30 protein-coding genes, 1 pseudogene and 1 riboswitch are annotated in these 25,481 nt (G+C 74.8%); of the genes and pseudogenes, 9 read left to right on the top strand and 22 right to left on the bottom strand.

What is annotated here, in order from left to right:
• Positions 1–11 precede the first annotated feature (11 nt).
• Together GKE82_RS21260 and GKE82_RS21255 are read right to left on the bottom strand one after the other, a co-directional pair.
• Positions 12–665, bottom strand: a complete 654-nt coding sequence (locus GKE82_RS21260; protein WP_309233742.1) for a metallopeptidase family protein — start codon at positions 663–665, stop codon at positions 12–14.
• A gap of 22 nt (positions 666–687) precedes the next feature.
• Positions 688–1,842: an acyl-CoA dehydrogenase family protein gene (locus GKE82_RS21255; RefSeq protein ID WP_154734685.1), complete on the bottom strand. Its 1,155-nt coding sequence runs from the start codon at positions 1,840–1,842 to the stop codon at positions 688–690.
• A gap of 40 nt (positions 1,843–1,882) precedes the next feature.
• Here GKE82_RS21255 and GKE82_RS21250 point away from each other — a divergent pair, with 40 nt between their 5' ends.
• Positions 1,883–2,086, top strand: coding sequence for a DUF6458 family protein (locus tag GKE82_RS21250; protein WP_107569082.1), 204 nt, complete (start codon positions 1,883–1,885; stop codon positions 2,084–2,086).
• Positions 2,087–2,110: 24 nt separating this feature from the next.
• Here the strand turns inward: GKE82_RS21250 and GKE82_RS21245 are convergent, their stop codons facing one another.
• Positions 2,111–2,722: a hypothetical protein gene (locus tag GKE82_RS21245; RefSeq protein WP_154734684.1), complete on the bottom strand. Its 612-nt coding sequence runs from the start codon at positions 2,720–2,722 to the stop codon at positions 2,111–2,113.
• A gap of 22 nt (positions 2,723–2,744) precedes the next feature.
• Between GKE82_RS21245 and GKE82_RS21240 the strand changes: the two genes are divergently transcribed.
• Positions 2,745–3,956 (top strand): alanine racemase, encoded by a 1,212-nt coding sequence (locus tag GKE82_RS21240; protein WP_309233741.1) that lies wholly within the window; start codon positions 2,745–2,747, stop codon positions 3,954–3,956.
• A gap of 31 nt (positions 3,957–3,987) precedes the next feature.
• Here GKE82_RS21240 and GKE82_RS21235 read toward each other — a convergent pair whose 3' ends face one another.
• A complete protein-coding gene (locus GKE82_RS21235) occupies positions 3,988–5,109 on the bottom strand; it encodes a glycerophosphodiester phosphodiesterase (RefSeq protein WP_154734683.1) in 1,122 nt (373 codons plus the stop codon).
• An 80-nt stretch (positions 5,110–5,189) separates the two neighbouring features.
• Here GKE82_RS21235 and GKE82_RS21230 point away from each other — a divergent pair, with 80 nt between their 5' ends.
• Positions 5,190–5,540 carry a rhodanese-like domain-containing protein gene (locus tag GKE82_RS21230; RefSeq protein ID WP_107569079.1) on the top strand — a complete coding sequence of 117 codons (351 nt, stop codon included), beginning with the start codon at positions 5,190–5,192 and terminating at the stop codon, positions 5,538–5,540.
• 16 nt (positions 5,541–5,556) lie between these two features.
• Positions 5,557–6,729 carry a glycoside hydrolase TIM-barrel-like domain-containing protein gene (locus tag GKE82_RS27375; protein WP_196189369.1) on the top strand — a complete coding sequence of 391 codons (1,173 nt, stop codon included), beginning with the start codon at positions 5,557–5,559 and terminating at the stop codon, positions 6,727–6,729.
• Positions 6,730–7,174: 445 nt separating this feature from the next.
• On the opposite strand, the gene GKE82_RS21220 is transcribed toward GKE82_RS27375, so the two are convergent.
• From GKE82_RS21220 to GKE82_RS21190, 7 genes are all read right to left on the bottom strand, one after another.
• The gene (locus GKE82_RS21220; protein WP_154734682.1) at positions 7,175–8,299 is read right to left on the bottom strand and encodes a histidine kinase; all 1,125 of its coding nucleotides are present in this window, start codon (positions 8,297–8,299) and stop codon (positions 7,175–7,177) included.
• A 2-nt stretch (positions 8,300–8,301) separates the two neighbouring features.
• Positions 8,302–10,323 carry a potassium-transporting ATPase subunit KdpB gene (kdpB, locus tag GKE82_RS21215; RefSeq protein ID WP_107569076.1) on the bottom strand — a complete coding sequence of 674 codons (2,022 nt, stop codon included), beginning with the start codon at positions 10,321–10,323 and terminating at the stop codon, positions 8,302–8,304.
• On the bottom strand, positions 10,324–10,902 hold the full coding sequence (gene kdpC / locus GKE82_RS21210) for a potassium-transporting ATPase subunit KdpC (RefSeq protein ID WP_154734681.1): 579 nt from the start codon (positions 10,900–10,902) through the stop codon (positions 10,324–10,326). It lies immediately after the preceding gene.
• A gap of 13 nt (positions 10,903–10,915) precedes the next feature.
• Entirely contained in the window at positions 10,916–12,649 is a 1,734-nt protein-coding gene (gene kdpA / locus GKE82_RS21205; RefSeq protein WP_309233740.1) for a potassium-transporting ATPase subunit KdpA, read from the bottom strand.
• Entirely contained in the window at positions 12,646–12,735 is a 90-nt protein-coding gene (kdpF, locus tag GKE82_RS21200; protein WP_107569073.1) for a K(+)-transporting ATPase subunit F, read from the bottom strand. The genes kdpA and kdpF overlap by 4 nt, the downstream gene beginning before the upstream one ends.
• A 172-nt stretch (positions 12,736–12,907) precedes the next feature.
• Positions 12,908–13,612: a response regulator gene (locus tag GKE82_RS21195; protein WP_107569072.1), complete on the bottom strand. Its 705-nt coding sequence runs from the start codon at positions 13,610–13,612 to the stop codon at positions 12,908–12,910.
• A complete protein-coding gene (locus GKE82_RS21190) occupies positions 13,609–14,760 on the bottom strand; it encodes an ATP-binding protein (RefSeq protein WP_154734680.1) in 1,152 nt (383 codons plus the stop codon). The genes GKE82_RS21195 and GKE82_RS21190 overlap by 4 nt, the downstream gene beginning before the upstream one ends.
• Positions 14,761–14,854: 94 nt before the next feature.
• On the opposite strand from GKE82_RS21190, the gene GKE82_RS21185 reads away from it, so the two are divergent.
• Positions 14,855–15,256, top strand: a complete 402-nt coding sequence (locus GKE82_RS21185) for a hypothetical protein (protein ID WP_107569070.1) — start codon at positions 14,855–14,857, stop codon at positions 15,254–15,256.
• A gap of 57 nt (positions 15,257–15,313) precedes the next feature.
• On the opposite strand, the gene GKE82_RS21180 is transcribed toward GKE82_RS21185, so the two are convergent.
• From GKE82_RS21180 to GKE82_RS21170, 3 genes are read right to left on the bottom strand one after another with little or no spacing between them, the layout of a single operon-like run.
• A complete protein-coding gene (locus tag GKE82_RS21180) occupies positions 15,314–15,646 on the bottom strand; it encodes a translation initiation factor (RefSeq protein ID WP_107569069.1) in 333 nt (110 codons plus the stop codon).
• Positions 15,646–15,909: a hypothetical protein gene (locus GKE82_RS21175; protein ID WP_154734679.1), complete on the bottom strand. Its 264-nt coding sequence runs from the start codon at positions 15,907–15,909 to the stop codon at positions 15,646–15,648. The genes GKE82_RS21180 and GKE82_RS21175 overlap by 1 nt, the downstream gene beginning before the upstream one ends.
• 48 nt (positions 15,910–15,957) lie before the next feature.
• Complete coding sequence (locus GKE82_RS21170) at positions 15,958–17,106, bottom strand: trypsin-like serine protease (RefSeq protein WP_154734678.1); 1,149 nt, start codon at positions 17,104–17,106, stop codon at positions 15,958–15,960.
• Positions 17,107–17,405: 299 nt separating this feature from the next.
• On the opposite strand from GKE82_RS21170, the gene GKE82_RS21165 reads away from it, so the two are divergent.
• Entirely contained in the window at positions 17,406–18,953 is a 1,548-nt protein-coding gene (locus tag GKE82_RS21165) for an ATP-binding protein (protein WP_154734677.1), read from the top strand.
• Positions 18,950–19,315: a response regulator transcription factor gene (locus GKE82_RS21160; RefSeq protein ID WP_107569065.1), complete on the top strand. Its 366-nt coding sequence runs from the start codon at positions 18,950–18,952 to the stop codon at positions 19,313–19,315. The genes GKE82_RS21165 and GKE82_RS21160 overlap by 4 nt, the downstream gene beginning before the upstream one ends.
• Before the next feature lie 6 nt (positions 19,316–19,321).
• Here GKE82_RS21160 and GKE82_RS31650 read toward each other — a convergent pair whose 3' ends face one another.
• The gene (locus tag GKE82_RS31650; protein ID WP_375337052.1) at positions 19,322–19,444 is read right to left on the bottom strand and encodes a hypothetical protein; all 123 of its coding nucleotides are present in this window, start codon (positions 19,442–19,444) and stop codon (positions 19,322–19,324) included.
• 73 nt (positions 19,445–19,517) lie between these two features.
• Positions 19,518–19,979: pseudogene (locus GKE82_RS31645) on the bottom strand (response regulator transcription factor); the annotation flags it as partial.
• A gap of 123 nt (positions 19,980–20,102) precedes the next feature.
• Between GKE82_RS31645 and GKE82_RS21150 the strand changes: the two are divergent.
• Positions 20,103–20,456, top strand: coding sequence for a hypothetical protein (locus tag GKE82_RS21150; protein ID WP_154734675.1), 354 nt, complete (start codon positions 20,103–20,105; stop codon positions 20,454–20,456).
• Here GKE82_RS21150 and arfB read toward each other — a convergent pair.
• From arfB to GKE82_RS29155, 6 genes are all read right to left on the bottom strand, one after another.
• Entirely contained in the window at positions 20,419–20,832 is a 414-nt protein-coding gene (gene arfB, locus GKE82_RS21145; protein WP_309233739.1) for an alternative ribosome rescue aminoacyl-tRNA hydrolase ArfB, read from the bottom strand. The genes GKE82_RS21150 and arfB overlap by 38 nt on opposite strands.
• Before the next feature lie 4 nt (positions 20,833–20,836).
• Entirely contained in the window at positions 20,837–21,559 is a 723-nt protein-coding gene (locus GKE82_RS21140) for a TIGR00730 family Rossman fold protein (protein ID WP_154734674.1), read from the bottom strand.
• A gap of 13 nt (positions 21,560–21,572) precedes the next feature.
• The gene (locus GKE82_RS21135; RefSeq protein WP_196189368.1) at positions 21,573–22,019 is read right to left on the bottom strand and encodes a DCC1-like thiol-disulfide oxidoreductase family protein; all 447 of its coding nucleotides are present in this window, start codon (positions 22,017–22,019) and stop codon (positions 21,573–21,575) included.
• A 40-nt stretch (positions 22,020–22,059) separates the two neighbouring features.
• Complete coding sequence (locus GKE82_RS21130; RefSeq protein ID WP_154734672.1) at positions 22,060–23,157, bottom strand: peptidoglycan-binding protein; 1,098 nt, start codon at positions 23,155–23,157, stop codon at positions 22,060–22,062.
• Positions 23,158–23,164: 7 nt separating this feature from the next.
• Positions 23,165–23,314, bottom strand: a riboswitch (cyclic di-AMP (ydaO/yuaA leader).
• A gap of 53 nt (positions 23,315–23,367) precedes the next feature.
• The gene (locus GKE82_RS21125) at positions 23,368–24,201 is read right to left on the bottom strand and encodes a M20/M25/M40 family metallo-hydrolase (protein WP_230316245.1); all 834 of its coding nucleotides are present in this window, start codon (positions 24,199–24,201) and stop codon (positions 23,368–23,370) included.
• Complete coding sequence (locus tag GKE82_RS29155; protein WP_230316244.1) at positions 24,198–24,542, bottom strand: hypothetical protein; 345 nt, start codon at positions 24,540–24,542, stop codon at positions 24,198–24,200. The genes GKE82_RS21125 and GKE82_RS29155 overlap by 4 nt, the downstream gene beginning before the upstream one ends.
• A gap of 22 nt (positions 24,543–24,564) precedes the next feature.
• Between GKE82_RS29155 and GKE82_RS21120 the strand changes: the two genes are divergently transcribed.
• The gene (locus GKE82_RS21120) at positions 24,565–25,038 is read left to right on the top strand and encodes a peroxiredoxin (RefSeq protein WP_154734671.1); all 474 of its coding nucleotides are present in this window, start codon (positions 24,565–24,567) and stop codon (positions 25,036–25,038) included.
• The last annotated feature ends 443 nt before the right edge of the window (positions 25,039–25,481 follow it).

The following is a 25,481-nucleotide window of genomic DNA, read 5'->3' as shown; positions in this document are numbered from 1 at the left end:
GCCGGGGGCGGCTAGAGGCCGAGGTCGCGGACGCCGAGCTCGTCGAAGCCGACGTGGTGGGCGAGCTCGTGCCGGACGGTGATCGTCACCTGCTCGCGCAGCAGGTCCGCGTCGTGCCCGAAGTCCCGGCGCAGCGTGTCGCGGTAGATGACGATGCGGTCCGGGACCTCGTCACGGGTCGCCCCGTCCCCGTGGTAGAGGCCGTACGCCTTGTTGCGCCGGCCACCGTCGGAGATGACCACCGCGACGTTGTGGTTCTCCAGCAGCGGGCGCAGCAGGTCCGGCAGGTCGTCCAGGGCGTCGCGGACGAGCTCCTCGAAGTCCTGGTCGTCGTACGGGTCGAGGTCGAGGAACTCCGACTCGTCGGGCTCGGCGGCCGTGCCCTGGCGGGCCAGCCGCTCGGCCTCCTGGACGACCCGCTCGAACTCGTCCTCGTCGGCGGGCTCCTGCCAGTCGGCGAGCTTCAGGCCGATCATGCCCATCGCGCCGAACAGCGCCGAGGCGAGGACGACCACGACCGCGACCCCCTCGACGAGACGGATCGCCCCGTTGGGGTGCCACCCGTCGAGCAACACGATCGCGGTCAGCCCCAGCGACAGGGCGACACCGGCCGCCAGCAGCGTCCGCTGGACGGGGAACAGCTCTGACGGTCGGCGGAACTTCACGGCACTCTCGCTCCCTGGCTCGTCACTTCGCCATCGCGCGGGCGATGACGACGCGCTGGATCTCGTTGGTCCCCTCGTAGATCTGCGTGATCTTCGCATCTCGCATCATCCGCTCGACGGGGTACTCGTTCACGTAGCCGTAGCCGCCCAGCACCTGGATCGCCTCGACCGTGACCTTCATCGCGTTGTCGGACGCGAACAGCTTCGCCATCGACGTGTACTTCCCCACGCCCGGGACGCCCCGGTCGACCATCGTGCAGGCCTTGTAGAGCAGCTCGCGCGCAGCGGCCGTCCCGGTCTCCATGTCGGCGAGCTTGAACTGCAGGCCCTGCAGCTGGTTGATCGGCTTGCCGAACGCGATCCGCTCCTTCGCGTACTCGTTGGCGTAGTCCGTCGCACCCTGCGCGATCCCCACCGCCTGCGCCGCCGCACCCAGCCGCGTGCGCTCCAGCGTGCCGAGCGCCACCGACAGGCCCTTGCCCTCGACGCCGAGCAGGTTCTCGGCCGGGATGCGGACGTCGGTGAAGGTCGGGGAGCCGGTCGGCGAGCCCTTGATGCCGAGCTTGTGCTCCTTCTTGCCGGGGTCGACGCCGTCGCGGTCGGACTCGACGATGAAGGCGCTGATCCGGTTGTTGTCGCGGTCGGTCTTCGCGAACACGATGTAGTAGTCGGCGATCCCGGCGTTGGTGATCCAGTTCTTCGTGCCGTTGAGGATCCAGTCGTCGCCGTCGCGCTTGGCGAACGTGCGCATCGACGCCGGGTCCGAGCCCGCCTCGGGCTCCGACAGCGCGAACGCCGGGGAGATCTCGCCGGTGGCCAGCCGCGGCAGGAAGCGCTGCTTCTGCTCCTCGTTGCCGAACAGCGTGATCGGGAGCGAGCCGAGCTCCTGGATCATGAGGATCAGCGAGCTCGACGCGCAGACCTTCGCGATCTCCTCGACCGCCATCTGCAGCATCAGGGTGCCGGTGCCGGTACCGCCGTACTCGGCCTCGAACGGGAGGCCCAGGACGTCCTGCTCGCCCAGGAGCTTGCGGATGTCCCACGGGTACTCGCCGGTGCGGTCGATGTCCCCCGCGCGCGGCGCGATCTGCTCCTGCGCCAGCTGCCGGACGAGATCCCGGAAGTCCAGGAGCTCCTGCGGGATGTCGTAGAGATCGGGGAACGCGGTGGCGGTCATCCCTGCATGGTACGGGGAGGATCCGGGCAATCCCGCCCACATGCCTCTCGGACCCGCCCTCTTCCTCCTCACCGCCGGCCTGATCCTGCGCTTCGCGGTCACCGACCGGATCGACGGCGTCGACCTGACGACCGTCGGCACGATCCTCACCGCCGTCGGCGTGCTCGGGATCCTCCTCGCGCTCTTCGACATGGGACGTCGCCGCGACGCCGTCGTCGTGCGCGACCGTCGCGACGTGTACTGACCGCTCGTCCGGGCGCGTGGCCGCTCAGGCCTCGCTGACGTCCCCGTCGAACTCCGGCAGCGCCGGCGCGTCGTCGGCGGGGTCGTCGGCGAGCCGGTACCACTCGGTGATGCGCCCGTCGTCGACCTTGATGGCGCACCGGGCGCGCTGCCCGGTGGCGCCCCCGCAGTCCCCGCCCGGCCGGTCGGAGAGCGCGAACTCGACGATGCTGTAGCCGTCCCCCGACCCGAAGCGGACGGGGCGGGCGCCGCACGGCAGCGCGAGGTTGAACGCGACGCGCGAGCGGAACGAGTCCAGCCGCACGACCGGCGTCCCGTTCTGCACCAGCGACGGCCGCGCGAAGAAGCGGGCGGCCCCGGCGACGTCGCCCGCGGCGAGCGCGCGCGCCCAGCCGGTGATGACGTCCCGGTCCTCCTGGGAGGTCCGCGGCCTGCGCGGCGTGCTCGGCACGCCCGGCGGCAGCTCCAGCGGGCTGCGCCCGCGCGGCGCGCGCGGTGTCGTGGTGCCCGGGTCGGGCGTCGGCGTCGCGGCCGCGGCGGGCGGGGCGGCGGCGCGCCCGCCGTCGTCCTCGTCCCCGCCGCACGCGACGAGCGTCAGGCTCAGGGCCACGGCGAGCAGGGCGGGCGAGCGGCGCATGCCCCTGGGATGATCGCAGGCGGTGAGCTCCTCCCCGACCGTCCCCGCGCCATCCCCCGACGCGCTGCGCGCCCGCTACGACCGGGCGACCGCGGAGCTCGAGCCGCCGCTGGCGATCGTCGACCTCGACGCCCTGGAGGCCAACGCCCGCGATCTCGTCGCGCGCGCGGGCGGCCGGCCGATCCGCGTGGCGAGCAAGTCCGTGCGCTGCCGCGCGATCCTCGACGACGTGCTCGCCCGCGACGGCTTCGCGGGCGTCATGGCGTTCACGCTGCCCGAGGCGCTGTGGCTCGCCGGCGCGGGACACGAGGACGTCCTCGTCGCCTACCCGACCGCGGACCGCCACGCGCTCGCCGCGCTCGCCGCCGACCCGGTCGCGGCGGGCCGGGTGACGATCATGGTCGACGACGTCGCGCAGCTGGGACTGCTGCCCGTCGACGGCGCGTACCCGATCCGGGTGGCCTTGGACCTCGACGCGTCCTGGCGGCCGCTCGGCGGGCGCGTGCACCTCGGGGTGCGCCGCTCCCCCGTCCACGACGCCGGCGCGGCGACCGCGCTCGCCCGGGCGGTCGTCGCCCATCCGGGGGCGCGCCTCGTCGGCCTCATGAGCTACGAGGCGCAGATCGCCGGGGTCGGCGACGCGCCGCCGAGCCGCCTCGCCGCCGCGGCGATCCGGCTGATGCAGCGCGGCAGCGCACGCGAGCTCGCCCGCCGCCGGGCCGCGGTCGTCGCCGCCGTCCGGGCGGTGGCCCCGCTGGAGTTCGTCAACGGCGGCGGCACCGGGTCGCTGGAGCGGACCGCGCGCGAGACCGCCGTCACCGAGCTCGCCGCCGGCAGCGGCCTCTACGCCCCGACGCTCTTCGACACCTACGCGGGCTGGGTCGGCCGGCCCGCGGCGCTGTTCGCGCTGCCGGTCGTGCGCCGTCCCGCCCCGGGGATCGCGACGGTGCTCGGCGGCGGGTACCACGCCTCCGGGGCGGCGGGTGCCGACCGGCTCCCCACCCCGGTGCTGCCCGCCGGCTTGCGGCTCGACGGCCGCGAGGGCGCGGGCGAGGTGCAGACCCCGCTGCTCGGCGCGGTCGCCGACCGGCTGGCGGTCGGCGACCGGGTCTGGTTCCGCCACACGAAGGCGGGCGAGCTGTGCGAGCGGTTCGACACGCTCCACCTCGTCCGCGGGGACGTGGTGGAGCGCAGCGTGCCGACCTACCGGGGCGAGGGCCGCACGTTCGCGTGAGCCCGCGGCCGCGGGCGCAGGCGAGCCCGCGCTACGGGCGCGCCTCGACCGCGAGGTCCGGCTGGTCGGCGAACACGCCGTCGACCCCGGCCGCGTAGAACGCGGCGAGCTCGGCGAGCACGTCCCCGTAGGCCGCCGGGTCGGTGCCGCGGCGCAGCTCGACCGGCAGGAACTGGTTCTCGGCGCGGAACGTGTACGGGTGCACGAGCAGGCCGGCGCGGTGCGCGTCGCGGACGAAGCCGGTCGCCGGGAGCGAGCGACCGGCCGCGTCCCGCGGGATCACGTAGTCCTTGGACGGGCCGACGCCGTCGGCGTAGCGCGCGACGCCGCGCAGGCCCTCGGCGGTCGCGAGCTGCCCGTAGGTCGGGCCGTCGGCGCCGACGTCCGCCGGCCGCGACGTGGCGCCACCGAGCAGCTGGACGAGCGGCACGTCGATCATGCGGTCGAGCCGCTGCAGGTTGCCGACCTCGAAGGACTGCAGGAACACCGGGGCGCGGCGGCCGTCGAGGCGGTTCGCGCGCAGCGTGCGCACGAGCGGCTCCTCGAGCGGCAGGCCGATCGAGCGGAAGTACGTCGGGTGCTTCGTCTCGGGGTAGACGCCGATCTCGCGGCCGAGCTCGCGCGACAGGCGGGCGCGCAGCGTCAGCACCTCCTGGAGCGTCGGGACCTCGAAGCGGCCGTCGAAGATCGTGTTCTCCTGGCGGACCGCGGGGATGCGCTCCTTCGCGCGCAGCGTCTTGAGCTCACGCAGCGTGAAGTCCTCGGTGAACCAGCCGGTCAGCGACACGCCGTCGATCGTCTTCGTCGTGCGGCGGTCCGCGAACTCCGGGTGGTCGGCGACGTCGGTGGTGCCGCCGATCTCGTTCTCGTGCCGGGCGACGAGCACGCCGTCCTTCGTGGAGACGAGGTCGGGCTCGATGTAGTCGGCGCCCTGACGCGCGGCGAGCTCGTAGGCGGCGAGCGTGTGCTCGGGCCGGTAGCCGGAGGCGCCGCGGTGGCCGATGACCAGCGGCCGGCGGTCGCCGCGGTCGGGGCCGCGGTCGCCGCGATCGGCGTCGCCGGGGGCGGCGATCGAGGAGCCGACGGTCACGCCGGTGATGATGAGGGTCGCCCCGGCCAGCAGGCCGGCGACACGGGTGGGGATCCTGGTCATGCCCCAACCCAATCGCGCGACGAGTCGCAGCTCGTGAACGTCCGGTGACGGTCCCGCGGGCGGCCCGTATCCTTCGGCGCATGAGCCATCCCCTCTCCGACCCGGACATCGAGGTCACGCCCGAGGGCGCGGTCGAGAAGATCGCCCAGGGCGCCGTCCTCGTCGACGTGCGCGAGCAGTACGAGGTCGACGCGGGCTACATCGAGGGGTCCCGGCACGTCGAGCTGGAGCGGCTGGCCTCCTCGGCCGACAGCTTCGACAAGGACACGCCGATCGTGTTCCAGTGCCGCGGCGGCGTGCGCTCGCTGATGGCCGCTCAGGCGTTCCGCCGCGCCGGGTTCGAGGCGTACTCGATGGCCGGCGGCATCCAGCAGTGGCACGACGAGGGCCGGCCGCTGCAGCCCGAGGGCGGCACGGTCGCCGACCACTGACCGTCGGCGCCCGCGCGTGCGTCCGCGTCCCGCCGCCCTCGTGGCGGTGCTGCTCGTGGCGCTCGGCGGCTGCGGCACGACGACCGAGCGGATCGACGTGACCGTCCGCGAGGGTCCCCTGCTCGGCCCGCGCTGGGAGCAGGGCATGAACCTCACCGCGTACGTGCCCGACGGCTTCTCCGGCCCCCGCGCCGGCGACGCGCTCCGGGCGCTGCGCGACACCGGGACCACCCACGCCGTGCTGGTCCCGGTCTGGTACCAGGAGAACGCGTTCAGCGCCGACATCGACCCGTCCCCGCTGAAGTCCCCCGACGACGCCGGGCTCCTGCAGGCCGCCCGGACGGCGCGCTCGCTCGGGCTGCGCGTCGTCGTCAAGCCGCACGTCGACCGCCTCGACGAGGGCTTCCGCGGCGAGCTCACCCCGGTCGACGTCGACGCCTGGTTCGCCTCCTACACGCGGATGGTCCTCCACTACGCGCGGCTCGCCGACCGGGTCCGGGCCGACACGTTCGTCGTCGGGACCGAGCTCGTCACGATGGCGCGCGAGACCGACCGCTTCCGGACCCTGATCGCCGCGGTCCGCCGGGTCTACGACGGCGAGCTCACCTACGCCGCCAACTGGGTGCAGGACGCCGAGCGGATCGGCTTCTGGGACGACCTGGACAGCATCGGCGTCGACGCCTACATGCCGCTCACCGCCGACCGCGACCGGACGCCGACCACCGCGGAGCTCGTCCGGGCGTGGCGGCCCTGGGAACGGCGCCTCGCCGCGCTGCGCCGCCGCGTCGGCGGCGACAAGCCCGTCCGCTTCACCGAGCTCGGCTACGCGGCCCGCCGCGGCGCGACCGCCGAGCCCTCGCGCGAGGACCGCGACGCCCCGGTCGATCCCGGGATCCAGTCGATCGCGTACACGGCGGCGCTGCGCGCCTTCCGCCGCGTGCCGTGGTTCGTCGGGATCTGGTGGTGGGACTGGTCGCTGGACGGCCGCCACGGCGACGGCGCGACCGGCGGCTACACGCCGCGCGGGACGAGCGCGGAGGCGGTGCTGCGCCGGTTCGCCGGGACCGCGGCGCGGCCGTCCGCCGGGCGGTCGGGCGCGGGCGCGTCCCCGGGCCGGACGACGAGCACCTCCCCGGGCGCGCAGCGCAGCAGCCAGGCGACGTCGTCGGCGTCGAGCCCGTCGTCCTGACCGGCGGTCGCGGCCGCCACGAGCATCCGGTCGAACCGCTCGTCCTCGAACAGCAGGCGGCAGGCGTGCCGCACGGTGCGACCGCGCACGATCCGCCCGTCGACCGGCACCCCGGCCCGGCTCCCGCGGATCTCCACCGCCTCCAGCAGCGCCACCGCCGTCTCGGCGCGTCGCTCGATCGGCGCGTCGAGCGCGAGGTGGCGGGGCAGCTCGGCGAGGTAGACGGGCACGAGCACCGCTCCCTCCCCGTGCGCGAGCCGCAGCGCGGCCTCCAGCGCCCGTTCCGACAGCGTCGTCCCGACGAACGGGAAGAGGATCCGGCGCGGCGCGCGGCCGAGCGCCTCCGCGGTCTGCGTGCGGCGGCGGTGCACGCCCGCCGCGACCCCCGCCACCGCGGCGGCGAGGACGAGCAGGACGACGATCTCGACGTCGACGGTCATCCCGATCATCGGCGCGCCCGATCCGCGACGACTCGGACGTCGATCCCCGGCAGCGCGACCACCAGCCGGTCGAGCAGGCTCGGTCGCAGGCGTCGCAGCCCGCGCGGCGGGTCCGGCACCCCGAGCAGCAGGTAGGTCGTGCCGCGCTCGTCGGCGACCCGGCGGCAGACCGCCACGAGGTCGTCGCCGGGCTCGACCAGCAGGTGCGCGCCGAGCACGCTCGCCAGCCGCCGCAGCGCGTCGAGCGCCTCCTGCTCGGCCGGCGTCGGGGGCCGGCCGGGTGCGGGCACGTAGAGGAGGTCGAGCTCGGCGCCCAGGCGGCGTGCGCTGCGCCACGCGCGCCGCACGACCCGCTGCGCCCCGAGGTGCGGCTGCACGAGCGCCAGGCACCGCTCGCCGACCGACTGCGGCCCGGCGGTGCGGGCGATGCGGTCCTCGCGGCGCGCGTCGGGCACGGCCGCGCCCGGCACGCGACGGCGCGCCTCGACGACCTCGGCCGCCTGCCGCAGCGCGACCTCGCGCAGCGACGCGAGCTGCTCGATCTTGAAGAAGCCCCGCAGCGCCGCCTCGATCCGCTCGGCCGGGTAGACCTCGCCGCGGCGCAGGCGGGCGATCAGCGCCTCGGGGGTGAGGTCGACGAGCACGACCTCGTCGGCGTCGCGCAGGACCGCGTCGGGGAACGTCTCGCGCACCCGGGTCGCGGTCAGGTCGGCGATCTGGTCGTTGAGCGACTCGAGGTGCTGGACGTTCACCGTCGAGAACACGTCGATGCCGGCGGACAGGACGACCGCCACGTCCTCGTGGCGCTTGGGCCGCTCCGAGCCCGCGGCGTTGGTGTGCGCGAGCTCGTCGATCAGGCACAGCTCCGGGGCGCGGGCGAGCACCGCGTCGACGTCGAGCTCCTGCAGCTCGATCGCGCCGTGCACCACGCGGCGGCGCGGCACGACCTCCAGGCCGGCAGCCTGCGCCGAGGTGGCCGGCCGGTCGTGCGGCTCGAGGTACCCGATCACGACGTCGCGCCCGGCCTCGGCCTCGGCGTGTCCCTCCTGGAGCATGCGGTAGGTCTTGCCGACGCCCGCCGCCATCCCGAGGAACACCTTGTGCCGGCCGCGGCCGGGCGCCGCCACCATCGTCAGGCTCCCAGCAGCCCGTGGACGACGAGGTCGATGAGCTTGATCCCGACGAACGGCGCGATCAGGCCGCCGAGGCCGTAGATCAGCAGGTTGCGTCGCAGCAGCGCGTCCGCGCCGGAGGGGACGTAGCGCACGCCGCGCAGGGCGAGCGGGACGAGCGCCGGGATGATCAGCGCGTTGAACACGATCGCGCTGATGATCGCCGACTCCGGCGTGCCCAGCGACATGACGTTCAGCTGGTCGAGCGGCCCCGTCGACCCGGCGTTCGCCGCGTAGGTCGAGGCGAAGATCGCGGGCAGGATCGCGAAGTACTTCGCGATGTCGTTGGCGATCGAGAACGTCGTCAGCGCACCGCGGGTGATCAGCAGCTGCTTGCCGACCTCGACGATCTCGATGAGCTTCGTCGGGTCGCTGTCGAGGTCGACCATGTTGCCCGCCTCGCGCGCCGCCTGGGTGCCCGTGTTCATCGCCACGCCGACGTCGGCCTGCGCGAGCGCGGGCGCGTCGTTGGTGCCGTCCCCGGTCATCGCGACGAGCCGGCCGCCGTCCTGCTCGGCGCGGATCAGCTCGAGCTTGCGCTCCGGCGTCGCCTCGGCGAGGAAGTCGTCGACCCCGGACTCCTCCGCGATCTTCGCGGCGGTCAGCCGGTTGTCGCCCGTGACCATGACGGTGCGGATGCCCATCGCCCGCAGGCGGTCGAACCGCTCGCGCATGCCGTCCTTGACGATGTCCTTCAGCTCGACGACGCCGAGCACCTGGCTGTCGCGCGCGACCGCCAGCGGGGTGGCGCCCTCGCGGGCGACCGCCTCGAGCGTCGCGGTCAGCTCCGGCGGCGCCTGGCCGCCCTCGTCGTCGACCCAGCGCAGGATCGCGTCACCCGCGCCCTTGCGGATGCGGTGGCCGCCGACGTCGACACCGCTCATGCGGGTCTCGGCGGTGAACGGCACGAACTCGGGGTGCGCGCCCGCCACGGCCTCCTCGCGGATGTCGAAGCGCTCCTTGGCGAGCACGACGATCGACCGGCCCTCCGGCGTCTCGTCGGCCAGCGACGAGAGCTGCGCGGCGCGCGCGAGCTCCTCCTCGTCGACCCCGGGCATCGGGTGGAACGCGGCCGCCTGCCGGTTGCCGAGCGTGATCGTGCCGGTCTTGTCGAGCAGCAGGACGTCGACGTCGCCGGACGCCTCGACCGCGCGGCCGGACAGCGCCAGGACGTTGCGGCGCACGAGCCGGTCCATGCCCGCGATGCCGATCGCGCTGAGCAGGGCGCCGATCGTCGTCGGGATCAGCGCGACGAGCAGCGCGACGAGGGTCGTGGTGGAGATGTCGGTCCCCGCCTCGGCGGCGAACGGCTTCAGCGTCACGACGACCACGAGGAACACGATCGTCAGGCCGCTGAGCAGGATGCCGAGCGCGACCTCGTTGGGGGTCTTGCGCCGGTCGGCGCCCTCCACCAGCGAGATCATCCGGTCGAGGAAGCTCTGGCCGGGCTCCTGCGTGATCTCGACGACGATCCGGTCGGAGAGCACCTTCGTGCCGCCCGTGACCGCGCTGCGGTCGCCGCCGGACTCGCGGATGACCGGGGCCGATTCGCCGGTGATCGCCGACTCGTCGACCGACGCGATCCCCTCGATGACGGTGCCGTCCCCGGGGATCGCCTCGCCGGCGACGACGACGACGACGTCCCCGGGGCGCAGGTCGGCGGCGGCGACGGTGCGCCCGTCGCGCAGCGTCGCGTCGGTCGTGGTGCGCAGCGAGCGCAACGCGTCGGCCTGCGCCTTGCCGCGCCCCTCGGCGATCGCCTCGGCGAGGTTGCCGAACACGACCGTGAGCCAGAGGAAGACCGCGACGGTGAACGTGAACCAGCCGGGGTCGCCGTCGGTCCCGACGAGCCACAGGATCGTCGTGAAGACGGCCCCGACCTCGACGACGAACATGACGGGGTTGCGGACCATCGCCCGCGGGTCGAGCTTGCGCAGCGACTGCAGCAGCGCCGCGCGCAGGAGAGGCAGGTCGGTCAGCACTTAGCGGCCCTCCAAGGCCAGGTTGAGCTCGAGGACGTTCACGCCGTCCTCGCCGGCGAAGCCGAGGAACGCCTGGTCGGTGGCGTCCGCCACGAGGTCCATGACGGTGGCCAGCGGCAGGCCGCGCGCGGCCGCGACGCGCCGGGCCTGGATCTCCGCGTTCTCCGGGGAGATGTGCGGGTCCACGCCGGAGGCGGAGGTCGTCACGGCGTCCGGCGGGATGTCCCCGACGGTCAGCCCGGGCGAGGTCGGCCGCTCGCGCTTCAGGTACGCGGCCGCGGCCTCCTTCAGCTGGGCGGCGAGATCGGCGCTGTTGGGGCCGAGGTTGTTGAAGAACGTGGCGCTCGGCGCGTAGCCGGTCGCCGACGGGCGATCCTGGAAGAACCGCGGGTCGCCGTCGTGGTCCTGCCCGATGAGCGAGGAGCCGACGACGCGGTCGTCGCGCTCCACGAGCGAGCCGTCGGCCTTGCCGGGGAAGACGGTCTGGCCGACCGCGGTCATCGCGAGCGGGTAGCCGACGCCGAGCAGGACCGTCAGGACGACGATCGCGACGACGGCGGCGCGGAGCTCCTTGAGCATGGTGCGCAACCCCCTAGAAGAGCTGGTCGGTGAGGGACTGGACGATCGGCCCGAGCAGCAGCGCGGGGACGAACGTGAGCAGCGCGACGAGCACGATCGTCGCGATGAGCAGCGCGGCGAACGTCGCCGTGTCGGTGCGCATCGTGCCCGGGCCCGCGGGGGTCACCCGCTTGCCGGCGAGCGCGCCGCCGACGGCGAGCACGACGAGCATCGGCAGGAAGCGGCCGAACAGCATGGCGGCTCCACCGAGCAGGTTCGCGAACGTGATCGCGAACGCGCCCTCGTTCGTCCCGTCGGGCTGCAGGTAGCCGGTGAAGCCGGCGAACGCGGAGCCGTTGTTGTTCGCCTGCGAGACGTAGGCGTAGAGGCTCTCGGCGAAGCCCTGGGGGCCGGCGTTGTAGACCGACGGGTCCCCCCACTTCACTGCGACGGCGATCCCGGTGCAGACGAGCACGAGCAGCGGCACGGCGAGCGTCCCGATGGCGACGAGCTTGACCTCGCGCGCCTCGATCTTCTTGCCGAGCAGCTCGGGCGTGCGGCCGACCATGAGGCCCGCGAGGAAGACCGCGAGCACCACGTACATGAGCATCCCGTAGAGGCCGGAGCCGACCCCGCCGAAGATGACCTCGCCGGTCATCATGTTCGCCAGCGGGACCGCCCCGCCGAGCCCGGTGAGCGAGTCCATCGCGGCGTTCACCGCCCCGCACGAGGCGACCGTGGTGATCGCGGCGAACAGCGCCGAGGAGCCGGTGCCGAAGCGCACGTCCTTGCCCTCGAGGTTCGCGCCGTGCAGGCCGGCGGCCTGCATCGCCGGGGAGGACTGGGCCTCCGCCGCGTAGACGACGACCACCGCGACGACGAACATCGCGAACATCGCGCCGAAGATCGCCCAGCCCTGCCGGCGGCTGCCGACCATCGTCCCGTACATCGCCGTGAGCGCCGCCGGGATCACGAGGATCAGCAGCATCTCGAGCAGGTTCGCGAACGCGGTCGGGTTCTCGAACGGCATCGCCGAGTTGACGTTGAAGTAGCCGCCGCCGTTGGTGCCCAGGAGCTTGATCGCCTCCTGCGAGGCGACCGGTCCGACGGTGATGAGCTGGTCGGCGCCCGCGAGCGTTCGGACCGTGGTCGGGCCGCCGAGCGACTGCACGACGCCCAGGCCCATGAGGGCGACGGCGGCGACGATCGCCAGCGGCAGCAGGACGTACAGGACCGAGCGCACGAGGTCCGCCCAGAACGAGCCCAGGCCGGTGCCGCCCCCGCGGCGGGCGAGGCCGCGCACGACGGCGACCGCGACGGCGATGCCGACGGCGGCCGAGGTGAAGTTCTGCACGGCCAGGCCGGTCATCTGGGTGACCTGGGTCATCGTGGTCTCGCCGCCGTAGAACTGCCAGTTCGTGTTCGTCACGAACGAGATGGCGGTGTTGAAGCTCAGGTCCCAGGTGGGGCTCGTGAGGTCCGTGTGGTTGAGCGGGTGCACGCTCTGCGTGCGCATCACGAGGTACACGGCGGCCAGCGAGGTCGCGGTGAACCAGAGGGCGGCGCGCGCGTAGGCGCGCCACGGCATGTCGTCGTCGGCGCGGACGCCGAGCAGCCGGTAGACGCCGCGCTCCACCGGTCCGAGGACCGTGGCGAGCGCGACGCGCTCGCCACCGTAGACGCGGGCCAGGTAGCGGCCCAGGACGGGCGTCAGCGCGACGAGCAGCGCGCAGTAGACGGCGATCTGGATCCAGCCGGCGGCGGTCACAGGTCCTCCCCGCGGACGAGCGCGTAGAAGAGGTAGCCGATGAGCGCGACCGAGAGGAGCAGCCCGACGAGGTCGAGGGCGCTCACACCCGGTCCAGTCCGCGCAGGGCGAGCCCCAGGAGTCCCATCATCAGGACCAGCAGCACGACGGAGATCGCGTCACCGGCCGAGTCGGGGATCCCGGCGAAGGCGAGAAAGGTCATGGGGACACTGTCGGTCCCCGTCCGTCAAGTCCCCGTGGGGATTCCCCCGGGCGCCATCAAGATTCCGTGAAGCGGTACCCGACGCCCGGGTCCGTGCGGATGTGCCGGAAGCCGCCCTCGGCGTCCCGGGACTCGATCTTGCGCCGCAGGTTCGCGACGTGCGTGCGCAGGGTCGCGGTGTCGTCGGCGTAGGCGGGACCCCACACCTCGGTGAGCAGCTGGCGGTGCGTGAGCAGGCGGCCGCGGTGCAGCACGAGCGTGCGCAGCAGGTCGTACTCGATCGGGGTGAGGTGGACCTCCTCGCCGCCGCGCCGCACGATCCGCGCGGCGAGGTCGACCTCGAGGTCCCCGGCGACGACGGCCGGCTCGTCGCTGGCGGCGGCCGCGCCCGCCCGGCGCAGCGCGGCGCCGAGGCGCGCGACGAGCTCGCGCGGGCCGAACGGCTTCACGACGTAGTCGTCGGCGCCCGCCTCCAGCGCGCGGACCTTCTCGTCCTCGTCGCCGACGGCGGACAGGACGATGATCGGCATCGCGCTCCACTCACGCAGCCGGGCGCAGACCTCGATGCCGTCCCCGTCGGGGAGGACGAGGTCGACGATCGCCGCGTCGGGCGGCCGGACCGCCGCGACGTCGAGCGCCTCGGTGGCGGTGGCGACCGCCACGGGCTCGTAGCCGGCGTCGCGCAGCACGACCTTCAGCGCCCGGAGGATCTGCAGCTCGTCATCGCAGATCAGCACGCGTCGGGGGGCCGGGGCGCTCATGCGGGCACCGGCGCGGAGAGCGGGAACTCGAGCACGAACGTCGTGCCCTGCCCGGGGAGCGACTCGACGTCGACGGTGCCGCCGTTGGCCTCGACGAAGCCCTTGACGATCGCCAGGCCCAGGCCGCTGCCCTGGTGCCCGTCCCCGCCGACGCGATGGAACGGCTCGAAGATCAGGCGCCGGTCGCGCTGGGAGATCCCCGGGCCGCGGTCGACCACGCGGACGACCATCCGCGCGCCGACGACGCGCGCCCGGACCTGCACGGTGTGCGGGGCGCTGTGGCGCGCCGCGTTCTCCAGCAGGTTCGCGAGCGCCCGCTCCAGCTGCGCGCCGTCGACCCGCAGCAGCGGCAGCTCGTCGGCGACCGACACCTGGAAGCGCGACGGGTCGGCCTGTCCCTGCACGGCGGCGTCGACGACCTCGTCCAGGGCGCACCAGTCCGGCCGCGGCGGTGCCGCGCCGGCCTCGAGCTTGGAGAGGTCCAGGAGCTTGTCGACGAGGCGGGCGAGCCGGTCGGTCTCGCCCGCGACGGTCGCCGCCAGCGCGGTGCGGTCCTCGTCGTCCAGGGTGGCGGAGCCGAGCGCCTCGCCGGCGGCGAGGATCGCGGTCAGCGGGCTGCGCAGGTCGTGGGACACCGACCGCAGGATCGCGGTCTTCATCGCGTCGCTGCGCCGCAGCGCCTGCGCCTCGACGAGCTCGCCCTGCAGGTGCTCGCGCTCGAGTCCGGCGAGCAGCAGCGCGCGGACCGCGAACTCGGCCTCGCGACGGCGGCGCTCGGCCTCCGCCGCGCGGTCGCGGGCGACGTCCGCGACCGAGGAGACGATCACCGCGGCGAGCAGGAAGACGACGAGCGCGACCCAGTTCTCCCCGTCGGCGATCGTGAACCGCCCCGTCGGCTCGATGTGGAAGAAGTTGAAGGCCAGCGCACCGCCGAGGGCCGTGGCGAGCCCCAGCGGCAGCCCCCAGCCGGTGGAGACGATGAGTACCGCCAGCAGGTAGAGCACCCCGGTGCTGACCGCGGGCGCGACCGTGCGCACCGGGTAGATCAGCAGCGTGATCGCGGCGATCGAGGCCAGCGCGACGACCGCACCCGACGCGATCCCGGCCGGGCGGTCACGCAGCAGCAGGCGGAAGGCGCGGACCGGCATGACATCAAGATGACACCAGTGGGTAGGCCGGTGTCGCTAGCGTCACGCCCGTCCGTTCCCGTGCGCACCGCGCGCACCCGTCCCAGGAGACCACATGACCACCCGACGCCTCGCTGCGCTCCTCGCCGCGACCGCCGCCCTCGGCCTCTCGGCCTGCGGTGACGACAACGACAGCAGCAGCGACCAGTCCGACGGGCAGACGACCCAGACGACCCAGACCACGACCGGCAACTCCACCGCGACCGACCTCCAGGAGAAGGGCCAGGCGCTGCAGGAGAAGGCGGCGGAGATCAGCAAGAAGGTGCAGTCCGGCGAGCTGACGCCGGAGGAGGCCGCCGAGGAGAGCCGCAAGCTCCAGGAGGAGGCCGGCCAGCTCGCGGGCGAGGCGACCGAGGCCGCGAAGGACGCGATCGAGGACCTGCCGGCCGGCTCCCAGGAGGAGGCCAAGAAGGCGCTCGAGGAGGCCCAGAAGCAGCTCGAGGGCGCGACGCCGTAGCGCCCCGCCGAGGCGGTGCCCCGCCGGCCCGCGCGGCCGCCGGGGCGCGCCGCGTTCTCAGCCGCCGGCGAGGACCACGTCGTGGCCCTCGGCGCGGAGGACCTCGACCACCACGTCGCGGTGGTCGCCCTGCAGCTCGATCACGCCGTCCTTGACGGACCCGCCGACGCCGCAGCGCTTCTTCAGCTTCCCGGCGAGCTGCTTCAGGCCCGCGTCGTCGAGCGGGACGCCGGTGATCGTCGTGGCGCCCTTGCCCTTGCGGCCCGCCGTCTCGCGGCGCACCTTCACGCGGCCGCCCGCGGCGGCGAGCTCCCGCGCCCGGACGACGTCGGGCGCCCGGCGCTTGCGCAGGTCCCCGTCGTCGGAGGAGTACACGACGCGGTTGCTCATCACAGCTCCAGCTTCATCTGCGCGGTCGGGCGGCGCCGCTCCGTGGGTGCGAGGCCGCCGCTCGACGGCGCTCCGGCGGGCTTGTAGACGCACAGCACGTCGCGCAGCGCGACCGGTCCTGCCGCGCGCCCGTCGGCGCGCTCGACGACGAGCCGGCCCAGCCGGCTCCCGGTCACCTGCGCCAGGTACGGGGCCGCGGCCCCGAGCCCGCGCACGAGGACGACGTCCCCGCTGCGCACCTCGACCTCGCCCGTCTCGCTCATCGGGCCGATCCTTCCACACCGGGCGGCGGGCCCCTGCCGGCCGCCCGCTCAGACCACCCGGATCCGCACGACGTCCGCGCGGCCCGTCGGGCGTCCGGACGAGCTGCGCGGGCTCACCGACAGGCGCACGGAGCCCAGCGGCAGGTCGACCTGCGCGCGGTAGCGCCCGACCGAGGTGCGGGCCATCCGCACCGTGCGGTCGACGGCGCGCCGCCCCGCGCCGCCCGACCGGACGATCCGCAGCACGACCGTGCTGGGGCGGCGCCCGCGGACCGCGGCCTCGACACGGCACAGCCGCCGGCAGGTGATCCGCTCGATCCGCGCGACCGGCGTCCCGGTGGCGGTCGCCCCGTCGTCGGTGGAGCCCGCGGGGAGCGCGGCCTGCGTCAGGATCCAGGGGACGAGCGGCGCCACCTCCGCGTACACGCCGGGGGCGTCGGGGTCCGCGCAGCGCTCGCCGCCGAAGCTCACGACGCCGACGAGGGTGGCGGTCCCGGCAGGGTCGCCGACGAGCGGGCCGCCGCTGTCGCCGCGGCAGGCGTCCCGGGCGGACCGCACGTCGTTGGCGCAGACCATCTCGCGTGGCGAGAACAGGAACAGGTAGGCGCGCAGGCAGGCCCGGTCGGAGCGGGCCGTCACCTCGGCGGCCTGCAGCGCGTCCGCGGTCGAGCCCGTGCGGTTGGAGCGCATGCCCCAGCCGCTGACCTGCAGCCGCCGGCCGGGACGGGTCGCGGCGGCGTCGTCGGCCTCCGGGAGCGTCGCGAGGGGCACGCCCTCGACCGGCTCGGCGAGCGTCAGCACCGCGATGTCCGGGCTCTCCCGTCGCGGCGTCCACCCGGGCGCCAGCGCGATCCGGGACGCGGCGACCCGGCGCCCGCCACTGCCGCTGAGGAACCGCCGGCCGGCGAGCACCTCGATCGCGCGCGGGACCTCCCCGGCGACGCAGTGCGCGGCGGTCACGACCGTGGCCGGACCGATCAGCGTGCCGCCGCAGAACTGCCCGCGGGTCGCGGGGACGCCGCGCTGGACGAGCGCGACCGTCCACGGCGCCTGGTCGACGGCCGCCGGGCTGCCGTTCACCACGCGCGGAGTCGCGGCGGCGGAGGCGGCCGCCGGCAGCAGCAGGCCGAGCACGACGGGCGCCGCGGCGAGCAGCGCGCGGCGGGCGGACGGGCGGGCGGGCATCCGTGCGGGCACCCCGCGATTCTCGCACCGCCCCTCGCGTCCGCGCGCCTCCTACCGAATTCCTCCCCGGGCCTTCCCGTCCCCCACCCGGGACGTCGCATGCTGCCCGTCGTGACCAACGACGCGACGGGGGTTGCGCGACCCGGGGCCCCGGCCCCGCCACCCGCAGCAGTCGCGTCCTCCCCGAGGCCGACGACGGCGCGTGCGCCCACGAGCGCCCCCGTCGTCGGCTCCGGGCGAGCCGTCCGCAGGCCCGTCGCCCGCCCGACCTGCGGGCGCCGTCGCCGAGCCCGGCGCTACGCTCGCCGCCGGTGAACCGCAACCTCATCACGCGCCTCGGGACGGCGTCGGGCGTCGTCGCGGCCCTGGTCGCGCTCGTCTTCGGCGTGCTGCTGCAGGCGGTCCGCGAGTCCGACCGCGCGACCGACCGGGTCCGGGCGGCCGAGGCGCTCGTCGTGCGCGAGGCGTCGCGCGCGCTCTCCCCGACCGCCGACCGCTCGCCCGCCGCACGGGCGGCCGCGCTCACGGCGATCCGTGCCCGCTCCCGGGACGCCGAGCGGCTGCGCCGGGACGCCGAGGACGACGTCCGGCGCGCGACGGTCATCGGGGTCGCGGGCATGGTGCTCGCCACGCTGCTGCTGTTCGCGCTCACCTCGTACCTGACCCGCTACATCGTCGTGCCCCTGCGGCGCGTCAACCGTGCGGCGTCCGCGCTCGCCGGCGGCGACCTCGACGCGCGCGTCGCCGAGGAGGGCGACGCCGAGCCGGTCGAGCTCGCCCGCTCGTTCAACGCGATGGCCACGAACCTCCAGGCCACCCAGGCCCGGCTCGAGGAGCAGAACGCCGCGCTGGCCGCCGAGACCCGACGGATCGAGGTCGCCTCGCGCGTCAACCGCGCCGTCCTCGACGCGACCCCCGACCCGATCGGCCTGCTCGACCGTGACGGGCAGCTCGTCGCCGAGAACGCCGCGATGGCGACGCTCTGGCAGCGCCACGCGCGCGTCGACGCGCCCGGCCTGGACCCCGACCGCGAGGTCCGCGACGAGGCCGTCTTCGACGAGCGCACCTACCGCCGCTACGCCGCGCCCGTCCGCGACAGCGAAGGGGAGCGCATGGGGCGCCTCGTCGCGCTGCACGACATCACCTCCGAGCGCGAGTCCGAGCGGCTGAAGGACGAGTTCTTCGCGCTCGTCAGCCACGAGCTGCGCACGCCGCTGACGTCGATCATCGGCTACCTCGAGCTCGTCCGCGACGAGGAGGACGACCTGCCCCCGGACGCGCGACGGTTCCTCGGGGTCGTCGACCGCAACGCCAACCGGCTCCTGCGCCTCGTCGGGGACCTCCTGTTCGTCGCCCAGGTCGAGGCCGGGCGACTGTCGCTGGAGCGCACCGACGTGACGCTCGCGGCGGTCGTGACGCAGAGCGCGGAGGCGGCGCGGCCGGCGGCCGAGCGCGGCCGCATCGAGCTCGGCGCTGACCTCGCCGACGTGCCCGCGCTCGCCGGCGACCCCGATCGGCTCGGGCAGCTCGTCGACAACCTGCTGAGCAACGCGCTGAAGTTCACGCCCGAGGGCGGCCACGTCACCGTGGCGCTGCGCGACGACGGGGACGCCGCGGTCATCGAGGTCGCCGACGACGGCGTCGGCGTCCCCGCCGGGGACCAGGTGCACCTGTTCGAGCGCTTCTACCGGTCCTCCAACGCGGTCAGCGCCGCGATGCCGGGCGCCGGGCTCGGCCTGGCGATCTGCCGCACGATCGCCGAGGCGCACCACGGCACGATCGCCCTGCGCTCCACCGAGGGCGCCGGCACCACCGTGACCGTCCGGCTGCCGTACGACCCGTCCGGGAGGGCGTCGTGAGCCTCGTGCTCGTCGCCGACGACGACCGCGACATCGTGCTGCTCGTGCAGATCGCGCTCGAGCGGGCCGGGCACGAGGTGGTTGTCGCCCACGACGGGGAGGCCGCCTGGGAGGTGGTCCGGGACCGGACCCCGGACATCGCCGTGCTCGACGTCATGATGCCGCGCCTCGACGGCCTCGCGCTGACCCGGCGCCTGCGGGCGCACCCGCCGACCGCGACGCTCCCGGTGCTCGTCGTCAGCGCGGCGGTGCAGGACCGCGACCTGCGCGCCGCGCGCGAGGCCGGCGCCGACGGGCACGTCCGCAAGCCGTTCAGCCCGAAGTCGCTCGTCGCGCAGGTCGACGCGCTGCTGCGCCGCTGAGCCGGCTCAGGCGTCGGGCGCCGACGGCCGCCAGCGGTAGCCAAAGCCGCGGACCGTCTCGATCGGCCCGTCGTCGTCCCCGAGGACCGCGTGCAGCTTGCGGCGCAGGTAGCCGACGTAGAGCTTCACCTGCTCGCCGGCGACGCCCCCGGTCGCGTCCCCCCCACACGAGCTCGAGCAGCTGGTCGCGGCTGAGGACCTGGTCGGGGTGCCGCACGAACGCGGTCAGCAGCCGGAACTCCAGGGGCGTCAGCGACACCGGCTGGTCGAGCACGCGGACCTCGGCGTTGGCCACGTCGATGCGCACGAGCGCGTCCTCGTAGGTCTCCCGGGGTGCCGCCTCGGCGGCGCGGCCGGTCGTCGAGGCGCGGCGCAGCAGCGCCCCGATCCGGGCGAGCAGCTCCTGGCGGCCGAACGGCTTGGTGACGTAGTCGTCGGCGCCCGCCTGCAGGCCCCGGACCTTCTCCATCTCGCCGGCGCGCGCGGTGAGCATCAGGACGGGCACGTCGGTCATGTCGCGGATCCGCTCGAGCGTCGCCCAGCCGTCGAGGCCGGGCATCGTCACGTCGAGCACGATGCACTCGGGCCGCGCGTCGAAGAGGACCCGCAGCGCCTCGCGGCCGTCGGCCGCCTCCCGGACCGTCATGCCCGCCCGCTCGAGCATCTCGCGCAGGAGGCCGCGGACGTCGGGCTCGTCGTCGACCACGAGGATCCGGGCGCCGGTCATACCCGTCTCATACCAGACGCTCGCACCGTTCCCTCCCACGGATGGAACGCTGACGGCCGTATGGCGAGGGTCGCGATCTTCGAGCCGGTGCAGGAGACGCGGGAGCTGCTGGAGCGCCTGCTGCGCCGTCACGGCCACGAGACCGTCACCGCGGACGCCGCCCTGGACCCCGCGGACGCCGACGCGCTCGTGTTCGAGGCGGGCTGCGCCTCCGGGGTCGCGCTGGCCCGGCTGCTGCGCGCCGCCCGCCCGGACGTCGCGCTCGTCGCCTGCAGCCCGGTGCCGCAGCCCCACGGGGTCGCCGGGCTCGCACCGCTGGAGCTGCTGGTGCAGCCGTTCTCCCCCGCCCAGCTGGGGCGGGCCGTCAGCGTGGCGCTCAGTCGTCCTGCGACGGCCGCGAGCGCCCGCGCTTGATCTCGCCGCGGCGCGCCTTCGCCTCGACGCGACGGCGCTTGGACGCCTTCGTCGGGCGGGTCGGGGTCCGCGACCGCGGGACGTGCAGGCCGGCGGCGATCCGGGCGGCGAGCCGCTGGAGCGCGAGCTCGCGGTTGCGGGCCTGACTGCGCGCGTCCTGGGCGACCGCGCGGACGACCGGCCCGACGCGCTCCAGCAGCCGCGCGCGCTGCGCGGCGCTGAGCGTCGCCGAGGCGCGCACGTCGAAGGCCACCTCGACCCGGGAGGCGGTGACGTTCGCGTGCTGGCCGCCGGGCCCGGACGAGCGCGAGACGCGGACGACGATCTCCTGCGCGGGGATCGTCAGCGCGCCGCTGATGCGCAGGTCGTCCGGCACGGGCTCACTCCGGCAGCGCCCACTGCTGCGCGCAGCCGTGGACGACGGTCCGGACGATCTCCTCGACGTCGTCGGTGACGACGAACAGCGCGGGGTCGTCGGCGGAGATCAGCGCGTCGTCGACGAGCCGCCCGCGGATCCAGTCGACCAGCGGCGACCAGAAGTCGACGCCGACGAGGACCACGGGGAAGTTGTCGATCTTCTCGGTCTGGATGAGGACGAGCGCCTCGAACAGCTCGTCGAGCGTGCCGTACCCGCCGGGGAAGACCACGAACGCGCTGGAGTAGCGCACGAACATGACCTTCCGCGTGAAGAAGAAGTCGAACAGCAGCCCGATGTCCTGGTAGGGGTTCGGGGCCTGCTCGAACGGCAGGACGATGTTGAGGCCGACCGACGTGGCGCCGGCGTCCTGGGCGCCGCGGTTGGCCGCCTCCATGAGGCCGGGGCCGCCGCCGGTGATGATCGCGCAGCCGGCCTCCCCGAGCCGCCGGGCGGTCTCGCGGGCCAGCGCGTACTCGGGCGCGTCCTGCGGCACGCGCGCCGACCCGAAGATCGAGATCGCGCGCCCGAGGTCGGCGAGGGTGCGGAAGCCGGTCTCCAGCTCCTCCGTGGCGCGCGCGGTCCGCTGCCCGTCGTCGAGGTCGGCGCGGACCGTCGGCAGCTGCGCGCCGAGCAGCTCCTCGTCGGGGCTGCGGGGCGCGCGGGCGGGGACGTCGGGGAGGCTCATGCGACCGCGGAGGCTATCCGTCGCGGCGCGGCCCGTCGCCGGCGGCGGCGAGCAGCGCGTCCGCCTCGGCGCGCCGCCGCTGGCTGACGAGCCGGCCGATCGCGACGCGGTTCGTCGCGACCTGCCCGTAGAGGAGCCGGCGCACCGGGCCGGGGAGCGCGCGGGCGCCGAGCCCCGCTGCGCGCCCCGTGCGGCCGCGCAGCAGCGGCGCCACCATCGGCGCCACGTCGCCGCCGCTGCGCAGGGCCTGTGGCGGGTCGCCGGCGCGGTGGGCGTGCGCAGCACGGAGGCGGTCCTGCGGGGGCACACCCGCCGCCTCGAGCAGCGCCTGGCCCTCTGGCGACTGGATCGTGCGCGGCACGATCGAGCCGGCCGGCACGTGGCGCAGGATCCACGCCACCGACCAGCGGCAGAAGCCGCAGTCGGCGTCGTACAGGACCGTCAGGGCGCGATCGCTCACGCCCCGGAGCGTAGATGACCGCCGCAGCGGGCCCTCGGGCCTAGAGACCCTCGGGGTGGCGGACCTCGTAGCCCTTCGTCGGGCGGCTGGAGGTGTGCCAGCGCGAGCCGCCGTCGTCCTTCATGCCGCTCGTGTCGAAGCGGATGCCCGCGACGACCGCGTACATGTGGCCGCCGTTGGCGTAGATCGTGATCCACTGGCCGGGGCCGTCCTCGCCCCAGGTCTCGTAGCCGCCGGACGGCATCGAGGACTTCACGAGGCCCGCCTTGTAGAGCGCGTAGCTCACGGAGCCGGAGCAGTCGTAGCCCTTGTCCTCCCACTTGCCGTGACCGCCACCGTAGATGTACGGCTTGTGCGAGATGGCGTTGCCGGCGGCGATGAAGTCCTTGACCGCCTGCGGGGCGTTCGCGGGGGCGATCGCCTTGCCGTCCGGTCCGACCTTCGCGCGGTCGCCGGGGGCGAGCTCGAGCGGCTGCGCGCCGACGGCGGCGTTCGGGCCGGCGTCGAGCTGGCCGCGCAGGACGGCGATGTCGTTCGCGTCGACGATTCCGTCGATCGTCAGGCCGTTGCCGCGCTCGAAGGTCCGGACGGCCTTGTAGGTGCCGGTGCCGAACTCGCCGTCGATCGTCGTGCGGGTGCCGGTGCGGGTGAGGAAGTCCTGGAGCATCTTCACGTCACGGCCGCTCATGCCCCGCTTGACGGGGATGCGCTCGCCGAGCCGGTCGGTGCTCGCGTTGCCCTGCGAGTCGAAGCCGCCGGAGGCGAGGTTCGCGCCGCCGCCGGTGGTCGCCTTGCGCAGCGCGGTGACCGTCTTGCGGCCGACGGTGCCGCTGGCCTCCAGGCCGGCGGCCCGCTGGAACTTCTGCACCGCGGACTTCGTGCCCGAGCCGAAGACCCCGTCGGTCGACGTCTTGATGCCGATCTGCACCAACAGCTTCTGGAGCTGCTTGACGTCCGCGCCCTTGGCGCCGACGCGCAGGGCGCGGTCCCCGAGCTTGGAGGACGCGGCCGACGCGGTCGCGGCCTGCGCGACCGGGACGACGAGGGCGGTGCCCGCCCCCACGCCCACGCAGGACGCGACGACGGTGACGGCGATCTGACGGAGACTTCCGGTACGGCGGCGGTACGGCTTCGGCACGGCAGGTAACCCTTTGCTCTCGACGCCTACGGGGTTAGCTGTCGGGCTCGCGCTGAGTGCTGCGCTACCCGGGTGGTTCCCGGGATTCGCCCCCGACCGATCGCTCGGTCCGTTGGGTCCCCCGTCCCGCTCCACTGGCGTGGGGCGAGCTCGGCTGGTTGCTGTTCGGCTGGGCGGGAAGGCTACAGAATCCCGCGGCGGGGGGTTACGTCAACCGACTCCGGGACCCGGAGCATCGGGCTGCTGCTGGCGCAGCACCGCGTCGGCGACGGCCAGGGCGACCTCCGCGCGCGACCGCAGCGAGTCCTCCAGCACGTGCTCGTCCGGCGCGTGCGCGCCGCCCCCGAGCGGCCCGAGACCGTCGATCGTCAGCGGGATCACGGTCGCGAGGTGGCTCGCGTCGCTCGCGCCACCGCGGGACGCGGGCACGATCGGGCGACCCAGTGCCGCGCCCGCGCGCGCGAGGACCGGCGCGGCGGGCTCGCGGGCGTCCATGCCGGGCCAGGCGCGCAGGTTGCGCACGGCGAGGGTGGCGCCGCCGACCTCGCGCGGGATCGCCGCCATCACCGGGTCGAACGCGTCGAGCCGGTCGGCGCGGACGTCGCAGAGCAGCTGCCCGCCGGCGGGGACGACGTTGAGGGCCTCGCCGCTGTGCAGCACGGTCGGCACGGCGGTCAGGCGGTCGGAGCCGGCCGGGTCGTGGTGCGCGGCGACGACGCGGGCGGCCTCGGCGAGCGCCAGGAGGGCGTTGCGGCCGTCGTCCGGACGGGCGCCGCTGTGGGCGGCGACGCCGGTGGCGGTGATCTCGAGGGTCCCGGCGGCCTTCCGCCGCACGACGACCGCGTCGCGGCCGTCGGCGTCGAGCTCGCCCGCCTCGAAGCACAGGCAGGCGTCCCAGCCCGCGAAGCGCGCGGCGTGGGCGAACGGCGCGGTGCGCCACTCCTCGTCGGTCACGAGCAGCAGCGCGACCTCGGCGAGCTCGTCGCGGCGGTCGTGCGCAAGTGCGCGCAGGACGCCGAGCGCGAGGACGTCGCCGCCCTTCATGTCGATCGCCCCCGAGCCGCGGAGCGCCCCTGGACGTCGGGGTCGGGGTGCAGCGGCTGGTGGAGCTCGTGCGAGATCACCGTGTCGACGTGCCCGACGAGCACGATCCGGCGGGATCCGGTGCCGGGCACGCGGATCAGGAGGTCGTCGGCGTTGCCGGCGGTCGAGCACGTCAGGCGCTCGACGAGCGCGTCGGCGGGCAGGTCGGCGGTGAGGGCCGCGACGCACCGCTCCGCGCCGGCACGGTCGCCGGAGGGCGAGCTGATGCCCACCAGCGCCTCGAGTTCGTGGACGGCCGTGGCGGCGATCCGGGCGGCGTGCGAGCGGGTCCAGTCGGGCATGCGAGGGGCGTACAGTAGATCCATGGGCCATCTCTCCGTCGGTGACGCCGCCCCGGACTTCACGCTCCCCGGCACGGACGGCGCCTTCACCCTCTCCGAGCACCGCGGCCGGCGGGTCGTGCTGCTCTTCTACCCCGGCGACGACACGAGCGTCTGCACGAAGCAGTTCTGCGACTACCGCGACCACGCGGAGGACCTCGCGGCGCTGCCGGCGGTCGTCGTCGGGATCAGCGGCGCCGACAAGGCGTCCAAGGACGCGTTCCACCGCAAGTACGACCTCAACGTCCCCCTGCTGGCGGACGAGGACGGCGCGGTCGCCGCCGCCTACGACATGGACTCGAAGGTCATGGGCGTCAAGCGCGGCACGGTGATCGTCGACGAGACCGGCACGGTCGCGTACGTGCACAGCTTCCGCTTCGCCCTGAAGTACAAGACGGTCGACGACCTGCGCGAGATCCTCGAGCAGCTCCCGGCCCCCGGGATTCCGTCAACCTGAGCGCCGGCCACCGAGCAACCCTCGACCACGGGTCGAGGGTCGGTCGCGGCCGCGAGGTGACCACGGGATCGCCGACGCCCGCTCGGATCCCCGGGTCACCCTGAACCCTCGAGCACTGATCGAGGGTTGAGCGCGGCGCGCCGGGCGCCATAACCCCGCGGTCCCCTCCCACCCGGTCCGCCACCACGCCCGAACTGGGTGATCGGGGACCCAGATATGGCATCCAGATCACCCAGAACGCCCGGGGCGGGGCGGCGCGGACGGCGCCGGGCCGCGCTTGGCGGTGCTGGCCGGCGCGGCCCCGGCGCGACCGTGCGCACACCCCGCACGCCCCGCCAGACCGGGCCCACCCGCCGACCGCGCCCGAACTGGGTGATCCGGGCCCCGGATATGGCACTCGGATCACCCAGAACGCCCCCGGGCGGGGGCCACGACGACGTGCG

The sequence above is a fragment of the Conexibacter sp. W3-3-2 genome (assembly GCF_009707605.1).
GTDB lineage: Bacteria > Actinomycetota > Thermoleophilia > Solirubrobacterales > Solirubrobacteraceae > Paraconexibacter > Paraconexibacter algicola.
This window is presented reverse-complemented; position numbering and strand designations above follow the sequence as displayed.

Bases quoted from the DNA above. Each gene is read 5' to 3' on its own strand.
- GKE82_RS21185 (WP_107569070.1), top strand. From the start codon at position 14,855: ATGACCACCCGACGCCTCGCTGCGCTCCTCGCCGCGACCGCCGCCCTC.
- GKE82_RS21245 (WP_154734684.1), bottom strand. From the start codon at position 2,722: ATGCGCCGCTCGCCCGCCCTGCTCGCCGTGGCCCTGAGCCTGACGCTC.
- GKE82_RS21180 (WP_107569069.1), bottom strand. From the start codon at position 15,646: ATGAGCAACCGCGTCGTGTACTCCTCCGACGACGGGGACCTGCGCAAG.
- kdpC (WP_154734681.1), bottom strand. From the start codon at position 10,902: ATGCTCAAGGAGCTCCGCGCCGCCGTCGTCGCGATCGTCGTCCTGACG.
- GKE82_RS21235 (WP_154734683.1), bottom strand. From the start codon at position 5,109: ATGACCAGGATCCCCACCCGTGTCGCCGGCCTGCTGGCCGGGGCGACC.
- GKE82_RS21250 (WP_107569082.1), top strand. From the start codon at position 1,883: ATGCCTCTCGGACCCGCCCTCTTCCTCCTCACCGCCGGCCTGATCCTG.
- GKE82_RS21140 (WP_154734674.1), bottom strand. From the start codon at position 21,559: ATGAGCCTCCCCGACGTCCCCGCCCGCGCGCCCCGCAGCCCCGACGAG.
- GKE82_RS21230 (WP_107569079.1), top strand. From the start codon at position 5,190: ATGAGCCATCCCCTCTCCGACCCGGACATCGAGGTCACGCCCGAGGGC.
- GKE82_RS21220 (WP_154734682.1), bottom strand. From the start codon at position 8,299: ATGGTGGCGGCGCCCGGCCGCGGCCGGCACAAGGTGTTCCTCGGGATG.
- GKE82_RS21255 (WP_154734685.1), bottom strand. From the start codon at position 1,842: ATGACCGCCACCGCGTTCCCCGATCTCTACGACATCCCGCAGGAGCTC.
- GKE82_RS21190 (WP_154734680.1), bottom strand. From the start codon at position 14,760: ATGCCGGTCCGCGCCTTCCGCCTGCTGCTGCGTGACCGCCCGGCCGGG.
- GKE82_RS21175 (WP_154734679.1), bottom strand. From the start codon at position 15,909: ATGAGCGAGACGGGCGAGGTCGAGGTGCGCAGCGGGGACGTCGTCCTC.
- GKE82_RS21125 (WP_230316245.1), bottom strand. From the start codon at position 24,201: ATGAAGGGCGGCGACGTCCTCGCGCTCGGCGTCCTGCGCGCACTTGCG.
- GKE82_RS21120 (WP_154734671.1), top strand. From the start codon at position 24,565: ATGGGCCATCTCTCCGTCGGTGACGCCGCCCCGGACTTCACGCTCCCC.
- GKE82_RS21195 (WP_107569072.1), bottom strand. From the start codon at position 13,612: ATGAGCGCCCCGGCCCCCCGACGCGTGCTGATCTGCGATGACGAGCTG.
- GKE82_RS29155 (WP_230316244.1), bottom strand. From the start codon at position 24,542: ATGCCCGACTGGACCCGCTCGCACGCCGCCCGGATCGCCGCCACGGCC.
- GKE82_RS21150 (WP_154734675.1), top strand. From the start codon at position 20,103: ATGGCGAGGGTCGCGATCTTCGAGCCGGTGCAGGAGACGCGGGAGCTG.